The organism is Rhizobium sophoriradicis, from assembly GCF_003939025.1.
GTDB classification, from domain to species: Bacteria; Pseudomonadota; Alphaproteobacteria; order Rhizobiales; family Rhizobiaceae; genus Rhizobium; species Rhizobium sophoriradicis.
In genome coordinates this window covers 108,772-123,635 of the sequence record NZ_RQIH01000009.1, presented here as the reverse complement: position 1 = coordinate 123,635, position 14,864 = coordinate 108,772, and the positions used below count along the sequence as shown (strand labels likewise).

The 14,864-nt window shown below is 63.0% G+C and carries 16 protein-coding genes and 1 pseudogene; 6 read left to right on the top strand and 11 right to left on the bottom strand.

Going from position 1 to position 14,864, the window contains the following annotated elements; all coding sequences use genetic code 11:
• Window positions 1-3: 3 nt before the first annotated feature.
• The 7 genes and pseudogenes from EFR00_RS16735 to EFR00_RS16705 all read right to left on the bottom strand — a co-directional run bounded on the left by EFR00_RS16735 (window position 4) and on the right by EFR00_RS16705 (window position 5,112).
• Window positions 4-1,266, bottom strand: coding sequence for a 3-phosphoshikimate 1-carboxyvinyltransferase (locus EFR00_RS16735; protein ID WP_077991043.1), 1,263 nt, complete (start codon window positions 1,264-1,266; stop codon window positions 4-6).
• An 86-nt stretch (window positions 1,267-1,352) separates the two neighbouring features.
• The gene (locus EFR00_RS16730; RefSeq protein ID WP_009992658.1) at window positions 1,353-1,904 is read right to left on the bottom strand and encodes a LemA family protein; all 552 of its coding nucleotides are present in this window, start codon (window positions 1,902-1,904) and stop codon (window positions 1,353-1,355) included.
• 114 nt (window positions 1,905-2,018) lie between these two features.
• Window positions 2,019-2,246 (bottom strand): annotated as a pseudogene (locus EFR00_RS16725) (DUF2207 family protein); the annotation flags it as partial.
• A 31-nt stretch (window positions 2,247-2,277) separates the two neighbouring features.
• Window positions 2,278-2,829 carry an adenylate kinase family protein gene (locus EFR00_RS16720; RefSeq protein WP_077991046.1) on the bottom strand — a complete coding sequence of 184 codons (552 nt, stop codon included), beginning with the start codon at window positions 2,827-2,829 and terminating at the stop codon, window positions 2,278-2,280.
• Entirely contained in the window at window positions 2,826-3,782 is a 957-nt protein-coding gene (locus EFR00_RS16715) for a glycine--tRNA ligase subunit alpha (RefSeq protein WP_038687193.1), read from the bottom strand. The genes EFR00_RS16720 and EFR00_RS16715 overlap by 4 nt, the downstream gene beginning before the upstream one ends.
• A gap of 259 nt (window positions 3,783-4,041) precedes the next feature.
• Window positions 4,042-4,233 (bottom strand): hypothetical protein, encoded by a 192-nt coding sequence (locus tag EFR00_RS16710; protein ID WP_009990644.1) that lies wholly within the window; start codon window positions 4,231-4,233, stop codon window positions 4,042-4,044.
• Window positions 4,234-4,251: 18 nt separating this feature from the next.
• Window positions 4,252-5,112 carry a S49 family peptidase gene (locus EFR00_RS16705; RefSeq protein ID WP_038687187.1) on the bottom strand — a complete coding sequence of 287 codons (861 nt, stop codon included), beginning with the start codon at window positions 5,110-5,112 and terminating at the stop codon, window positions 4,252-4,254.
• A gap of 185 nt (window positions 5,113-5,297) precedes the next feature.
• Between EFR00_RS16705 and EFR00_RS16700 the strand changes: the two genes are divergently transcribed.
• Window positions 5,298-6,635 carry an Nramp family divalent metal transporter gene (locus tag EFR00_RS16700; protein ID WP_077991049.1) on the top strand — a complete coding sequence of 446 codons (1,338 nt, stop codon included), beginning with the start codon at window positions 5,298-5,300 and terminating at the stop codon, window positions 6,633-6,635.
• A 102-nt stretch (window positions 6,636-6,737) separates the two neighbouring features.
• Here the strand turns inward: EFR00_RS16700 and EFR00_RS16695 are convergent, their stop codons facing one another.
• Window positions 6,738-7,535, bottom strand: coding sequence for a tRNA1(Val) (adenine(37)-N6)-methyltransferase (locus tag EFR00_RS16695; RefSeq protein ID WP_077991051.1), 798 nt, complete (start codon window positions 7,533-7,535; stop codon window positions 6,738-6,740).
• A 6-nt stretch (window positions 7,536-7,541) separates the two neighbouring features.
• Window positions 7,542-7,769, bottom strand: a complete 228-nt coding sequence (locus tag EFR00_RS16690; protein ID WP_004672609.1) for a putative signal transducing protein — start codon at window positions 7,767-7,769, stop codon at window positions 7,542-7,544.
• 108 nt (window positions 7,770-7,877) lie between these two features.
• On the opposite strand from EFR00_RS16690, the gene EFR00_RS16685 reads away from it, so the two are divergent.
• From EFR00_RS16685 to moaB, 4 genes are all read left to right on the top strand, one after another.
• Window positions 7,878-8,894 carry a polyprenyl synthetase family protein gene (locus tag EFR00_RS16685; protein ID WP_038687181.1) on the top strand — a complete coding sequence of 339 codons (1,017 nt, stop codon included), beginning with the start codon at window positions 7,878-7,880 and terminating at the stop codon, window positions 8,892-8,894.
• A 131-nt stretch (window positions 8,895-9,025) separates the two neighbouring features.
• On the top strand, window positions 9,026-10,861 hold the full coding sequence (locus tag EFR00_RS16680) for a tetratricopeptide repeat protein (RefSeq protein ID WP_077991054.1): 1,836 nt from the start codon (window positions 9,026-9,028) through the stop codon (window positions 10,859-10,861).
• 12 nt (window positions 10,862-10,873) lie between these two features.
• Window positions 10,874-11,767, top strand: coding sequence for a 4-(cytidine 5'-diphospho)-2-C-methyl-D-erythritol kinase (locus EFR00_RS16675; RefSeq protein ID WP_077991056.1), 894 nt, complete (start codon window positions 10,874-10,876; stop codon window positions 11,765-11,767).
• A complete protein-coding gene (gene moaB, locus EFR00_RS16670; protein ID WP_038687175.1) occupies window positions 11,767-12,318 on the top strand; it encodes a molybdenum cofactor biosynthesis protein B in 552 nt (183 codons plus the stop codon). The genes EFR00_RS16675 and moaB overlap by 1 nt, the downstream gene beginning before the upstream one ends.
• Window positions 12,319-12,342: 24 nt before the next feature.
• Here the strand turns inward: moaB and EFR00_RS16665 are convergent, their stop codons facing one another.
• Entirely contained in the window at window positions 12,343-12,657 is a 315-nt protein-coding gene (locus EFR00_RS16665; RefSeq protein WP_038692270.1) for a hypothetical protein, read from the bottom strand.
• 357 nt (window positions 12,658-13,014) lie between these two features.
• Window positions 13,015-13,533: a glycosyltransferase family protein gene (locus tag EFR00_RS16660; RefSeq protein WP_038687174.1), complete on the bottom strand. Its 519-nt coding sequence runs from the start codon at window positions 13,531-13,533 to the stop codon at window positions 13,015-13,017.
• 139 nt (window positions 13,534-13,672) lie between these two features.
• Here EFR00_RS16660 and EFR00_RS16655 point away from each other — a divergent pair, with 139 nt between their 5' ends.
• Window positions 13,673-14,830, top strand: a complete 1,158-nt coding sequence (locus tag EFR00_RS16655) for a PA0069 family radical SAM protein (RefSeq protein ID WP_039618151.1) — start codon at window positions 13,673-13,675, stop codon at window positions 14,828-14,830.
• Window positions 14,831-14,864 lie beyond the last annotated feature (34 nt).

Here is a 14,864-nt window from a genome sequence, read left to right as displayed (position 1 = left end):
CCGTCAATCCTTGTCCCGATATGTCACGCCGAGTGCGGCGAGCGTGCGCCAATAGGCGGGGAAGGTCTTGCCGACACAATCAGGATCGAGAATGGTGATGCCATCGATCTTGAGGCCGGCGAGCGCAAAGCTCATCGCAATACGGTGATCGGCGAAAGTGTCGATCTCGGCCGGCAGCGTCTGACCGGCGAGAGCAGGATCGGAATGGACGACCAGATCGTCACCCTCCTCGACGGCCAGGCCTTCGCGAATATTGTTGAGCCCCGTAGACAGGGCGCGGATACGGTCGCATTCCTTGACGCGCAGATTGGCGATGCCGACGAAGCGGACCGGCGTCTCGTTGAAGGCGGCAAGCACGGCGATCGTCGGAACGGCATCCTGCATCTGCGAACCATCGATTACAGCCGGCAGGTGCGGGAACCTGGCGATCGTCTCGTAGGCCTTGGCATCCGGCTGGGTGAAGGCATCGTTCGGCACGCCGAGATCGATCTTGCCGTCGCTCAGAACTTCAGCCGCCCAGAGATAGGTCGCAGCGGACGCATCCGGCTCGATGACGAAATCGGCGGCGCGGTAGCCGGTCGGCTCGACGCGCCAGGTGACAGGGCTGGTCTTTTCGACCTTGGCGCCGAAGGCCTGCATCGCCGCCGTGGTGAGATCGATATAGCCAAGCGCGCCGATGTCCTCGCCGACGAGTTCGATGTCGACCGGACGGTCGCCGCCGGCCGCCATCATCAGCAGCGCCGAAACATATTGGCTGGACAGCCCGCCATCGATCAGGATGCGGTCGGCCTCGAAGCGGCCGGTGCCCCGGACGGTGACCGGCGGGCAGCCGGTTTCGGCGCTCACGTCGATGCCGAGCGTGCGCATCGCCTCGACCAGCGGGCCGATCGGGCGCTTGCGCATGTGTTCGTCGCCATCGACGATGACGGTGCCGTCGACCAGGGCGGCGGCGGCCGTCAGGAAGCGTGTCGCGGTGCCGGCATTGCCGAGGAAGAGCGGCGCCTTCGGCGGCGCGAGCCTGCCGCGGCCGGTGACGACGAAGGTGGTGTCGTCGGGCTCGTCGATCGCAACGCCCATGGCCCGCAGCGCATCGGCCATATAACGCGTGTCGTCGCTCTTCAGCGCGCCGGTCAGCCGGCTCGTGCCCTTGGCAAGGCCGGCGAGCAGCAGTGCGCGATTGGTGATCGACTTCGAACCCGGCGGCATGGCGCGGCCCGAAAGCGGCCCGGCAGGCGGGATGATCGTGAGTTTGGCTGTGCGTGTCATGTTGTTTCTTCCATGGAGCGGCCATTGCCGGCCGCAATCTGCCCTTGCTCTTAATCGCTTTCTGGCAAAGGCAAAATGCCGGACCGTCAGAATTTCACGCTGGGGACCGCACGATCGGCCTCATTGGTGATTTCGAAATATTCCCGCTTGGCAAAACCGAACTGGCCGGCGACGAGATTGGAGGGGAAGCTTTCGACCTTGACGTTCAGATCGCGGGCCGCACCATTGTAATAACGCCGCGACATCTGCAGCTCGCCTTCCATGGTTTCCAGCGAATCCTGCAGCTCGGCAAAATTCTGGTTGGCCTTGAGGTCCGGATAGGCCTCGGCGAGCGCGATGACGCGCCCGAGCGCCTGGCCGAGCAGCCCTTCCACCTGCGCCCTGCCGGCGACATCGCCTGATGGCACGGCCTGCGCCTTGTTGCGGAGCGAAACTACCTCCTCGAGCGTCGACTTTTCGTGGGCGGCATAACCCTTGACCGTCTCGATCAGGTTCGGGATCAGATCGGCGCGGCGCTTCAGTTGCACATCGATGCCCGACCAGGCCTCTTGCGCCATCTGCCGGGAGCGAACGAGGCCGTTATAGATGAACACGATGTAAAGCGCGATCACAACGACAATAGCGAGTATGACATACATGCAGATGGGCTCCCGATTCGATGATCGCACGTTAGTGATTCGGCAGAACAAAGTCATCTTGGCGAAACAATTCTCCAGCCGGTTTCGACGAGACTTTGATCGATACCCTGCTGACTAAGAGGTTATCAGCCAATCCGGAGCATAGGCATTCATCTTCTGGCTCTCTCGCCAGAGATTGAAGCGCTCGGTCCAGCGCTGCTCGACGTTGAGCGCGACTGCGAACGGCAGATAGTGCTCGTAGCATTCGACCGACATTGCGGGGCCGTTTATCTCGCCGCTGATATAACGATTCACATTGAGGATGTTATTGCGGATCTGCCGCTGCTTCGAGCTTGGCCTTCGGGCCTCGCTCGTGAGATTGGCGCCGCCGCCATCAAACACCGAGATGCGCGAGAATTCGAGCCGCCGTCTCTTCCGGTGAAAGCTCCGTCGTATCAATTTCGACTGTGTGTTCAGCCAGCCCGCGCAACAATCTATAGTTTGCCCGGAGCTGTTGCAGCTTCGCCGTATCCGTCAGCTTGAGCGCCTCGGACCTCCCCGGCGAGATGAGGCGCCTGGCATTCTCCTCCGGCGCGCAGTCGAGGAGAACCGCGACCAGATCCGCGCCTCTGGCGGCAGCCAGATCGAGATACCAGGAAAACATCGCACTATCATGCTCATCATCCGAAAGAGCATCGGTGAAGACGAAGCTTTCAGCCGGATCGGCGTGCACAGCATGGTCAAAAACCGCCCGCCGAATCTGCTCACGCAGTGATGCATGCAGAGGGTTGCCGCGAGCGAAAAGAGCTTCGGCCGGATTAAGCAGCATGTGATTGTCAATGAGCCGCGCGCCGAGCCCTTTCGCCAGCAAGCGACCGACCGTCAGCTTGCCGGTGCCTGGCCAGCCGTTGATGTGGACGATACGGCTGGCAGGCTTTTGCGTCACGCCGCCTCTTTCGACAGGTTGACGCCGCCGGCATCGGTCAGCAGGAAGGCTTCGCCGCAGGCTTTGGCGAGGGTGCGCACCCGCAGGATATAGCTCTGGCGCTCGGTCACCGAGATGACGCCGCGGGCATCGAGCAGGTTGAAGACGTGGCTGGCCTTGATGCACTGGTCGTAGGCCGGAAAGACGCATTTGTGCAGGCGCTGGTTGGCGCTGTCGTCGGGTGCGCCGGCGTCGAGCAGCGCGCGGCATTCCTTCTCGGCATCGACAAAGTGACGATGCAGCATTTCGGTATTGGCGAATTCGAAATTGTGCCGCGAATATTCCTGCTCGGCCTGCAGGAAGACGTCGCCATAACTGATCTTCTCATCGCCCTCTCGGCCGTTGAAATTCAGGTCATAGACATTGTCGACGCCCTGGACATACATGGCCAGGCGCTCGAGACCATAGGTCAGCTCACCGGCGACCGGCGCGCATTCGATGCCGCAGACCTGCTGAAAATAGGTGAACTGCGAGACCTCCATGCCATCGCACCAGCATTCCCAGCCGAGGCCCCAGGCGCCGAGCGTCGGGCTTTCCCAATCATCCTCGACGAAGCGGATGTCGTGCAGCAGCGGATCGAGGCCGATTGCCGCGAGCGAGCCGAGATAGAGCTCCTGCAGGTTCGGTGGGTTCGGCTTCAGGATGACCTGGTACTGGTAATAATGCTGCAGGCGGTTCGGGTTTTCGCCATAGCGGCCGTCGGACGGGCGGCGGGAGGGCTGGACGTAAGCTGCCTTCCACGGCTTCGGCCCGAGGGCGCGCAGCGTCGTAGCCGGGTGGAAGGTGCCGGCGCCGACTTCCATGTCGTAGGGCTGCAGCACCGCGCAACCCTTGTCCGCCCAGTAGTTATGCAGGGTCAGGATCAGCGCCTGGAAGGAGCGCTTCGGGTTCATATGGTCTGGGATAGCTGACATGAAACGGCACCGATTGCTTGGGGATTATCGGCGCGACAGGTGCCATGGAGGGCGGCAGGGGTCAAGGGTTTTGCAAGAGTGGCCGGCCCGTATGGAGAGAGCCTGCCCCTCACCCTCACCCTAACCCTCTCCCCGTACTGACGGGGAGAGGGGACGTGCCCCGCGAGAGGTCGGTGGGGACGGAGAGGTCGCGGTCCCCTTCGCCCCGCAAGCGGGGAGAAGGTGCCGGCAGGCGGATGAGGGGCGGGAGAATTGAACCTTACTCTTCATCCCGCTTCAGCCGATATTCCCCGGTCACGGGATCCTTGACCAAGGTGCCGATCGCGCCGGTCTGGCGCTCCTTTTCGGCGCGGCGGGATTTTTCGGCGAGCCTGCGGGCGTCGGAGACGAAGCGGCGGTAGAGCCACCAGGCCGAAAAGACCAGCACCAGGATGGTGATAAGCTGCGCCATGTCCCTCTCCTGCTCCTCCTAAAGCCCGAAGCGGCTCCACAATGCTCTCTCTTCGGCCGCTTCGACAAGCCCTGTCGCGAGGCCGGATGCAGCACCTTCGAGCGAGACCGGCGATATGCCGGGAATGCGGCGGCCGAGCAGGCCGCGGCTGGCGGTGACGAGCTCCAGCTTCGTCTTCTGGCCGTAGCGCCGCTTCAGCTCCTGGCGCATGTCGCCGAGGCCGTCGATGAGGCCGAGTTCGAGGCCGCGGGTGCCGCTCCAGAACAGGCCGGAAAACACCGTCGCATCGTCCGTCAGCTTGCCGGCGCGGCGCTCGCGCACCATCGAGATGAAGACCTGATGGATTTCGAGCTGCAGGCTCTTCAGATATTCGATGTCCTTTTCCTTTTCCGGCTGGAACGGATCGAGGATCACCTTGTTTTCGCCCGCCGTATAAACGCGGCGCTCGACGCCGATCTTCTTCAAGAGTTCAGGGAAGCCGAAACCGCCGGAGACGACGCCGATCGAGCCGACGATCGAGGTGGCGTCGGCGATGATCTCGTCGCCGGCCAGCGCGATCATGTAGCCGCCGGAGGCGGCGACATCCTCGACGAAGACCAGAACCTTCTTCTGCTTCTCGCGGGCGAGCTCGCGGATGCGGGTGAAGATCAGCCGCGACTGGACGGGCGAGCCGCCCGGCGAATTGATTGCTATGGCAACCGCCGGCGCCCCCTTCATGGCGAAGGCCTTTTCCAGCACCGGCGCGACATTGGCGAGATTGAGGGTCGGCCGGAACTGGCCGCCGCCGCTGATGATCGCCCCCTGCAGCCGGACGACCGGGATGGTGAGGCCATCCTTGCGGAACCGTTTCGGCAACAGCTTTCTCAACAATCCGGCCATCTCTCATCCTTCGCTTCGGGTCGCACGATCGTCATTTCGCGATCGCATCCATGTATGCGTTGGAACGACAAACGCAATGGCCGCGTTCCTGAAAAACACCGGATTGGCTTTCTTGTTGCGAATGACTTGCATTATCATTCCAATTCGTCATAGTGCCCTCACGATAAAACAGGTTTGGAAATCGCATGGATGCCCTCAATTCCAATGTAAAAGGCTGGCGGCACGAACGCGGCGAGGCGTCGCTGTCGGATGTCTACCGTAGCGTCGGAACCGGGCGACACAGCTCGAGGTGGCGCAGGGCTGCGGCCTTTGCCGGGCCGGGCTATATGGTCGCGGTCGGCTATATGGACCCCGGCAATTGGGCGACCTCGCTCGCCGGCGGCTCGAAATTCGGCTATGCGCTGCTGACCGTCGCACTGCTTTCCAACCTGATGGCGATCGTGCTGCAATCGCTCTGCGCCCGCCTGGCGATCGCCTCGGGCCGCGACCTGGCGCAGGCCTGCCGCGACGCCTATCCGAAATGGGTTTCGGTGCCGCTCTGGGCCTTTGCCGAAATTGCCATCATCGCCACCGACATCGCCGAGGTGATCGGCACGGCGATCGGCCTCAACCTGCTGATGGGCATTCCGCTCGAGCTCGGCGTTCTCATTACCGCGCTCGACGTCTTCGTGATCCTCTTCCTGCAGAAACTCGGTTTCCGCTGGGTCGAGGCCTTCATCATCGCGCTGCTCGGTGTCATCGCGCTCTGCTTCGGCGTGCAGATCCTGCTCGCGGACCCGCAATGGGGCGCCGTCATCACCGGCTTCTTTCCGACCACCGAGATCGTCACCAATCCGGAGATGCTTTATCTGGCGCTCGGCATTCTCGGTGCGACCGTCATGCCGCACAATCTCTATCTCCATTCCGGCATCGTGCAGACGCGGGCCTATGGCCATACGGTTCCCGAAAAGAAGGAGGCGCTGACCTATGCGACGATCGACTCGACGGTCGCGCTCTGTTTCGCGCTGCTGATCAACGCCTCGATCCTGATCCTGGCCGCTGCCGCCTTCAATGCGCATGGCAGGACCGACGTCGTCGAGCTCGGCGAAGCGCATTCGCTGTTGTCGCCGCTGCTCGGTCTCGCGATCGCGCCGACGCTGTTCGGCGTCGCGCTGCTCTGCTGCGGCCTCAACTCGACGGTGACGGCGACCCTTGCCGGCCAGATCGTCATGGAAGGTTTCCTCAAGATCCGGCTGAAACCCTGGGTGCGCCGGCTGATCACCCGCGCCATCGCCATCGTGCCGGCGGCGGTCGTCACCATATGGTACGGCGACCAGGGCACGGCGGAGCTTCTGATCCTCACCCAGGTGGTGCTCAGCCTGCAGCTTTCCTTCGCCGTCTTCCCGCTCGTGATGTTCACCGCCAGCAAGGCCAAGATGGGCGAACTGGTGGCGCCGCGCTGGCTGAGCGGCATCTCCTATGTGATCGCGGTCGTGATCGCCGGGCTGAACGTCAAGCTGTTGCTCGACTTCGTCACCGGCTAGAACAGGATGATTTTAGGCCCGGTCGGCCCAAAATCTGAATACTGTTCTAAATTAAAGAGTTAGAGCATGATGTTGTCCGAAAACCGCTCACACTTTTCGGCATCATGCTCTGGCTGATGAAGATCGAAGCCTGGCATAGGCCGCCCGGCCATTGTTGAAATCATCGACGAGAGGGGAGAACTTGTGGCTCCCCTCTTCGTGCATGATGAGCGGTGCGCGCAGCGACAGCCGCGCCCGCGACCCCTTGATCGCGGTCACCAGGATACGCACGGCGTTTTCACGTTCGCGCGGATGGATGGCGGTGATTTCGATGCCGCCGAAACGCCGGCCGCAGCCGTCAACGATCTCGGCGATCGATTCGGGCCTCGCGATCAGCGACAATTGTCCGCCGGGAATCATGATGGCGCCGGCCGTGCGGATCCAGCTTTCGAACAGGCCGTCGGTCATCGCATGGGCTTCGGCCTTCAGCGCATCCGGCGTGCGCCGGTCGCCGGCGTCGTTGAAGGGCGGGTTCATGATGACGTGGTGGAAACTCTCATCGGTGAGGCCGGCATCATTGCGCGCCTTGGCGGTCAGCGTCACATCGGCCTCGACGACGCTGACGCGGCCGGCGAGATGGGCATTTTCCGGCAACAGAATGCTGCGGCTGGCATAAGCGGCCATCTCGGCAGAGCGTTCGAACAGCACCACCTCAGCATCGGCAAGGCGCGAGGCGACGGCAAGGCCGGCCGCACCGGCGCCGGCGCCGAGATCGGCAACCCGGACCGGACGGTTATCGGCGACGAGTGCGGCCAGCAGCATCGCATCCATGCCGGCGCGGTGCCCCCTGCCCTGCGGTTGCACCAGGTGGAAGGCGCCGCGATGGAAGGCATCGATTGTTTGGGCAGGCTCGCCGGTCATCCCCGCTCACTTCCTGTCGCGCAATTCGCCGCCGAGACCGGCATCGATGAGGATGCGGCGGGCCTGATCGGCCATCTCCTCATCCACCAGCAGACGGCGCGGCAGCATGCCGAGCGAGCCTTCCAGCACGCTCATGCCCTGATCGGCGATGAAGCAATGAATGCCGGCATCCTTCATCAAGCTCTCGGCATAGGAGAGCAGCACGGGGTCGTTGGCGCGGATAAGCTCATGCATTTGCCGTCATTTTCCTTCCAATTTCGCCCTGCGCGACAATTCACCTCTTGCCGCGTCCATCGCCCCTTTCTATTGTCAGCTGCAATGAATGAACAGGAGTCCGGGTCGTTGGGCGTGGTCATACCGCTTGAAGAAAGCAAAAACAAACTGGCATCCATAAAGCCGTTGGTCGATCTTACCAGGGCCGATATGGAGCGGGTGAACCAGCTCATTCTGTCCAAGGCCGGCTCCGACGTGCAGATGATCCCCGAAGTGGCCAACCATCTGATCTCGTCCGGCGGCAAGCGGCTGCGGCCGATGCTGACGCTGGCCGCCGCCTCGCTGTTCGACTACCGCGGCGAAAATCACGTCAAGCTCGCGACTTCGGTCGAGTTCATGCACACGGCGACACTGCTGCATGACGACGTCGTCGACGAAAGCGACCTGCGCCGCGGCAGATCGACGGCACGGATGATTTGGGGCAACCAGGCAAGCGTGCTGGTCGGCGATTTCCTGCTCGGCCAGGCGTTCCGCATGATGGTCGAAGTCGGCTCGCTCGACGCGCTCGACGTCTTGTCTTCCGCCGCTTGCGTGATCGCCGAAGGCGAGGTGCTGCAGCTTTCCGTCGCCAAGAACATGGAGACGACCGAGGACGATTACCTCTCCGTCATTCGCGCCAAAACGGCCGCCCTGTTTGCCGCCGCCGCCGAGGTCGGGCCAATCGTCGCCGAAGCCGGCCGGTCCGGTCGCAACGCACTGAAATCCTACGGCATGAATCTCGGGCTCGCCTTCCAGCTCGTCGACGACGCGCTCGATTACGGCGGCAAGGCCGCCGATCTCGGCAAGAATGTCGGTGACGATTTCCGCGAAGGCAAAATCACGCTGCCGGTCATCCTTGCCTATCGCCGCGGCACGCAGGACGAACGCGCCTTCTGGCGCGATGCGATCGAGGCCGGCAACAGCACAGACGCCAACCTCGAAAAAGCGCTGGGGCTGATCACCAAATATGGCACGCTCAGCGACACGATCGGTCGGGCGGTCCATTACGGCACGATCGCCCGCGACGCGCTGGCGCCGCTTCCCGATACGATGTGGAAATCTGCCCTGATGGAAGTGATCGACTTCTGCATCGAGCGCGTCAACTGATCACACATCCTCGATCGCAGCCTGATTTTCTTGCGGCGCCGCTTCAAAAAAGCCATCCTGTTATGAATCAGTGATCGCAACTGATTTGCGGCCGGCCTTATGGCCGGACGCTCTCGAAGAAAGGTTTCCTTATGCGGCAGAGAATTGCCATCCGTCTTCTTACGAGCGCAGCATTGGCGGCTGTTCTTTCGCTCGGCGTCGTCGCCGGCGTGAATGCCGAGGATGCGGCCAAGACGGCGGGCGATGCCGGCAAAACCGAGACCTTCAATGCCGATAGCGTCACCACCTTCTCCGGTGCCTTCCTCGCCGCACGCACGGCCGATGTCGATCACGATTATGAAACGGCGATCGCACTCTACAAGAAGGCGCTTCAGATCGAGCCCGGCAATCCGGAGATTCGCCAGCGGCTGATGATCTCACTGCTGCTCAACGGCGACATCAAGGAAGGCGTCAAATATGCCAACGACCTGAAGGGCGATCCCTCGGTCGAGCGCATCACCACGATCGTGCGCGGCATGGATGCCGTGCGCCGCGATGACTACAAGAGCGCCGAAGCTATCCTGAAATACAAGGGTCCGAACGATCTCGACCGGATGATGAACGATCTGTTGCTCGCCTGGGCCCGCGTCGGCGCCGGCCGCGGCAAGGAAGCACTCACCATGGTCGAGAAGATGAAGGGGCCGGACTGGTTCCGCATCTTCCAGAATTACAATGCCGGCGCCATCGCCATTGCCACCGGCGACGTGAAATCCGCCCGAAAGCATCTGAACGACGCCGTGCTCGACAAGGAGGGCGGTGCGACCGCGCCCGATACCTTCATGCGGGCTGTCATGGCGCTTGCCCGCCTCGAAGCAACACAGGGCAACAAGCAGAAGGCGCTCGACGCCGTTTCCGTCGGCGACAACCTGCTGCCGAATTACGCGCCGCTGAACGCGCTGCGCGACAGTATCGAGAAGGGCGAGAAGCAGGAACAGCAGGTCAAGACCGCCGCAGAAGGGGCCGCCGGCGTGCTGTTCTCGGTCGGCGGCGCGCTGAATCGCGACGGCGCCGAGGATATCGTTTCGCTCTACCTGCAGACGGCCAAAGCGCTCGACCCGAACAGCGCCGATACGCTGGTGCTGCTCGGCGGCATCGCCGAGAAACAGAACCAGATGGACCGCGCCATCGCGCTCTACAAGAAGGTGCCGGAGAATTCACCGATGCGGCGCATCTCCGAGCTTCAGCTCGGCCTTGCCCTTGCCCAGGGCGGCAAGGTGGACGAGGCGCGCAAGCACCTGCAGGCGCTGATCGCCTCCGACCCGAAGGACATCCGCAGCTACCTCGCCTATGGCAGCGTGCTCTCCGACGCCAAGGACTACGAGGCGATGGCCGCCAATTACGACAAGGCCGTCCAAGTGATCGGCCCGATTCCCGGCCGCGCCAACTGGAGCGTTTTCTTCCAGCGCGGCATCGCCTATGAGCGGCTGAAGAAGTGGGACCAGGCGGAGCCGAATTTCCGCAAGGCGCTCGAGCTCAATCCCGATCAGCCGCAGGTGCTGAACTATCTCGGCTATTCCTGGATCGATATGAACCGGAACCTCGACGAAGGCCTCGGCATGATCAAGAAGGCCGTCGAGCTTCGCCCCGACGATGGCTACATCATCGATTCGCTCGGCTGGGCCTATTTCCGCCTCAACCGCTTCGACGATGCCGTCGACGAGCTGGAGCGGGCCGCACAGATCAAGGCCGGCGACGCGACGATCAACGACCATCTCGGCGACGCCTACTGGCGCGTCGGCCGCAAGCTCGAGGCCGTCTATCAGTGGAACCGGGCGCTAGCCTCCGAGCCGGAAGCCGCCGAAATTCCGAAGATCAAGGACAAGGTCGCCAACGGCCTGCCTCCTGCGAGCGACGATGCCAAGGCGGCCGACAAGAAGCAGCCAGATCCGGCGCCCGTCACCCCGCCGCCGGTCGACAAGAAATCCTGACGGGCGGCAAGGATGCCTGAAGAAGGCCTGGCCGAGGCTTTCGGCGTCACCGAAAAGGCGCGCGCGAAGATCAACCTCGCCTTGCATGTGACCGGCCAGCGGGCAGATGGCTATCATCTGCTCGACATGCTGGTGACTTTCGCCGATTGCGGCGACCGGCTGGGCTTTCTGCCTGCGCAGGCCGACGCTTTCACGCTGTCGGGCCCTTTCGGCGAGACGCTTGCCGGCGACGGCACCAACCTGGTGCTGCGGACACGCGATCTCCTGCGCGAGCAGCTCGGTGCCCTCGCCTTTCCTGTGCATATTCACCTTCAAAAGAACCTGCCGATCGCTTCCGGCATCGGCGGCGGCTCGGCCGATGCGGCCGCGACGTTGCGCGGGCTGATGCGGCTCTGGGGCATGGACTTGCCGGTGGAGACCCTTGCCAGCCTTGCGCTGAAGCTCGGCGCCGATGTGCCGATGTGCCTTGAGAGCCGACCGCTGATTGCCCGTGGGATCGGCGAAAGAATCGAAGCCGTGCCTCAGCTGCCGGCCTTTGCCATGGTGCTCGCCAATCCCCTGAAGGGCGTATCGACGCCCGAGGTCTTCCGCCGGCTGGCGGGCAAGAACAATCCGGCTCTGCATCTCGCCCGCGGTCTGTCCGGGACTGGCGGCTGGCTCACGGCGATCGGTGCGGCCCGCAATGATCTGGAGCCGCCGGCGCGCGAACTGGTGCCCGAGATTACCGTGATCTCGCAGATGCTGCAGGCCCAGGGCGCGCTCATCACCCGCATGTCCGGCTCCGGCGCCACCTGTTTCGGGATCTTTTCGACAATGGCGGCTGCGCAAGGGGCGGCGGCAGCTCTTCACGGCGAGCGGCCCGACTGGTATGTCCAGGCGACGGAAACGGTTTCGGGAGGCATGTAATGGCGGGTCTGGACGAAAAGCGGCCGTTTATCGCCGTCGGCATCGCTGTCCTCACGGTCTCGGATAGCCGCACGCCGGAAACCGACAAGTCCGGCGACACGCTGGCGGCGCGGATCACCGAAGCGGGGCACCGGCTGGTCGACCGGGCGATCGTGCCTGACGACCGGGACAAAATCGCCGCGCAGGTCAAGGCCTGGACCGAACGGGACGACATCGATGTCGTCATCACCTCAGGCGGCACCGGGTTTACCGGTCGCGATGTGACGCCCGAGGCGCTGGAGCCCTTGTTCGAAAAGCGTATGGACGGTTTTTCCGCCGTCTTTCACCGCATTTCCTACGAGAAGATCGGCACGGCGACGATCCAGTCGCGCGCCACGGCGGGTGTCGCCAATGCCACCTTCATCTTCGCACTGCCGGGCTCGCCCGGCGCTTGCCGGGATGCCTGGGACGGCATTCTGAAGGGGCAGCTCGACTACCGCAGCACGCCGTGCAACTTCGTCGAGATCATGCCGCGTCTCGACGAGCACCTGAAACGCGGCGCAACGAAGTAGACTGCCGGCAAAAGCGGACGGCTTTTATGTGGCAAGGCCAGGCAAGGCGGGCATCGAATCCCAGCTGTCCCCTGACAGCAGGATGCAGCTTATGCCGTGGACATCGGTGACGACGAGCGTCCAGGTTCCGCTTTTGGCAGCATAAACCTCAAGAACGGAGTTCTGGTTTATCAATCCGACTGCGGTGAGCTTTTCAGTGAAATTCCTATCAAGGAATTTGACGACGTCGGATCGGCCTGCGCAACTGAGCATCGTCTGCGACGCTGCCGAATGCGGATGCGCGATTATCAATGTCGGCAATATGACGGCCGCCAGGCCGTAAACCATACCGCGTACCACGACGCACCTCCTCTCGCCGGGAACCCGGCAGAAGAGGAGATTTTCGCTGACCTGTTCCGCCGTCCACCGGCATTCCATGGCCATCCGTTGCGAAGCGAGGCGCTTCGGCGGCGCCATGAGAGGATTATAGCGCGAAAACTTATTGGGCGCTATCTTCTGCGCGATCGGTGGGAGAGTGCGATCGCCGCCGTCGTTCCTAGACTGGCCCCTCATCCGCCTGCCGGCACCTTCTCCCCGTAAACGGGGCGAAGGGGACATGTCGCAACCTCTCCGTTCCCCGCTGACGTCTCGCAGGGCACGTCCCCTCGCCCCGTTTTTACGGGGAGAGGGTTAGGGTGAGGGGCAGCTTCTGGTATTCTACCGCGCAGCGCGTGCCACCCAGGAAGGAATCAATTCACACGCGAGCTTGCGCGGCTTTTGACCCTTGACGAAGTCGGCAAGGCGCATGCCGCTCCTGGCGGCGGAAAGCGCCTGGCTTTTCGGCATCAGCAGACCAAGCTCCAGCGGCGGCGCGGCGCGGCCGACGCGCTCGAAAAACGGGCGCCGGTAACCGCGCGAGGCGGTGAAGCGGGCCGGCAGCTTGTTGAGCGCGATATATTCGGCAATCTCGTCGATCCAGCCGGCTTGCGGGCGTGCACCCGGCTCGACGAAAAGCAGCCAGTCGCCGCGGGCGGAACCGACGATGTCCTTGATATCCCACTGCGACTGAAACCGGCAGCCGGCGGCGTCGGCGACCCGCGAAGTGCCGTCGCGCGAGCCGTGATCAAGCACCACCACATCGCTGATAAGACCCTCCACCGCACCCGCCACCAAGACCGATAAGGTCTGGGCCAGCTCGGTTTCCTGATCCTGACATTCGAGAACAACCGTCAACATTGTCTAGTCATAATGCGCCGCACAAATTTTTGCCAGCGGCGTTTTCCGTATTTTGTTCTTGCATTGTTCCCGTTTTGCCGATAGGAATTTAATCAGCAAAACGGGCGAAGGCGATCGCTTCCCGCCGCGGGAGAATCCGATGAGAGAGCAGTCCCTGGCAGGGCAGGCCGCATTCGCGCCTGCCAATACGGCAGATATTGCCGATGCGATGATCGTATCCTCCGGGCTGAGGGTCGAGGTCGACCGGCGCCGCGGGCGCGGCGCAGGGCTGAACCCGAACGGCCGCTTCGAGGCGCTGCAGCGGGAGACCTTTGACGACGGCTGGCAGACGCTGGAAGAGCTTCCGCCGTTCAAGACCGAGGTGCAGATCGAAAAGCCGCGCACGGCCATCACCCGCAACGAATCGCCCGACGTCGCTTTCGATCGCTCGATCAATCCCTATCGCGGCTGCGAGCATGGCTGCATCTATTGTTTCGCCCGGCCGACACACGCCTATATGGGGCTTTCGGCGGGGCTCGATTTCGAAACGAAGCTGTTCGCCAAGCCGGATGCGGCAAAGCTGCTGGAGCGGGAGCTCGCCAAGCCGGGCTACAAGGTTCGGGCGATCGCGATCGGCACCAATACCGACCCCTATCAGCCGGTCGAGAAGGAATGGCGCATCATGCGCGGCATTCTCGAGGTTTTGAACAAGGCGAACCATCCGGTTTCGATCGTCACCAAGTCAGCGATGATCCTCAGGGATCTCGACATTCTGCAGGAGATGGCGGCGAAGAACCTGGTGCGCGTCGGCATCTCCGTGACGACGCTCGACCGCAAGCTTGCCCGGACGATGGAGCCGCGCGCCGCCACGCCGCCGCGTCGGCTGGAGACCATTCACACGCTGTCGGAAGCGGGTATCCAAACGGCCGTGATGGCCGCCCCGCTGATCCCGGCGCTGAACGATCACGAGCTGGAGCGCATCCTCGAATCGGCCAAGGCGGCCGGCGCCGTCGAGGCGAGCTATGTCATCCTGAGGCTGCCGCTCGAGGTCAGCCCGCTCTTCCGCGACTGGCTGCTGCAGCATTATCCCGATCGCTACCGGCATGTGATGTCGCTGGTGCGCTCAATGCGCGGCGGCAAGGATTACGATGCAGAATTCGGCAAGCGCATGAAGGGCGCCGGTCCCTATGCGTGGCAGATCGCCCGGCGCTTCGAAATGGCGGCGAGGCGTTTTGGCCTGACGCGACGCGGTATGCCGCTGCGCGACGACCTTTTCGTGCCGCCTGATGGCAGCGGCGTACAGCTGTCGCTGCTCTGATTTAAAGAATTTGCGCATCGGCCGTCGAAAAACC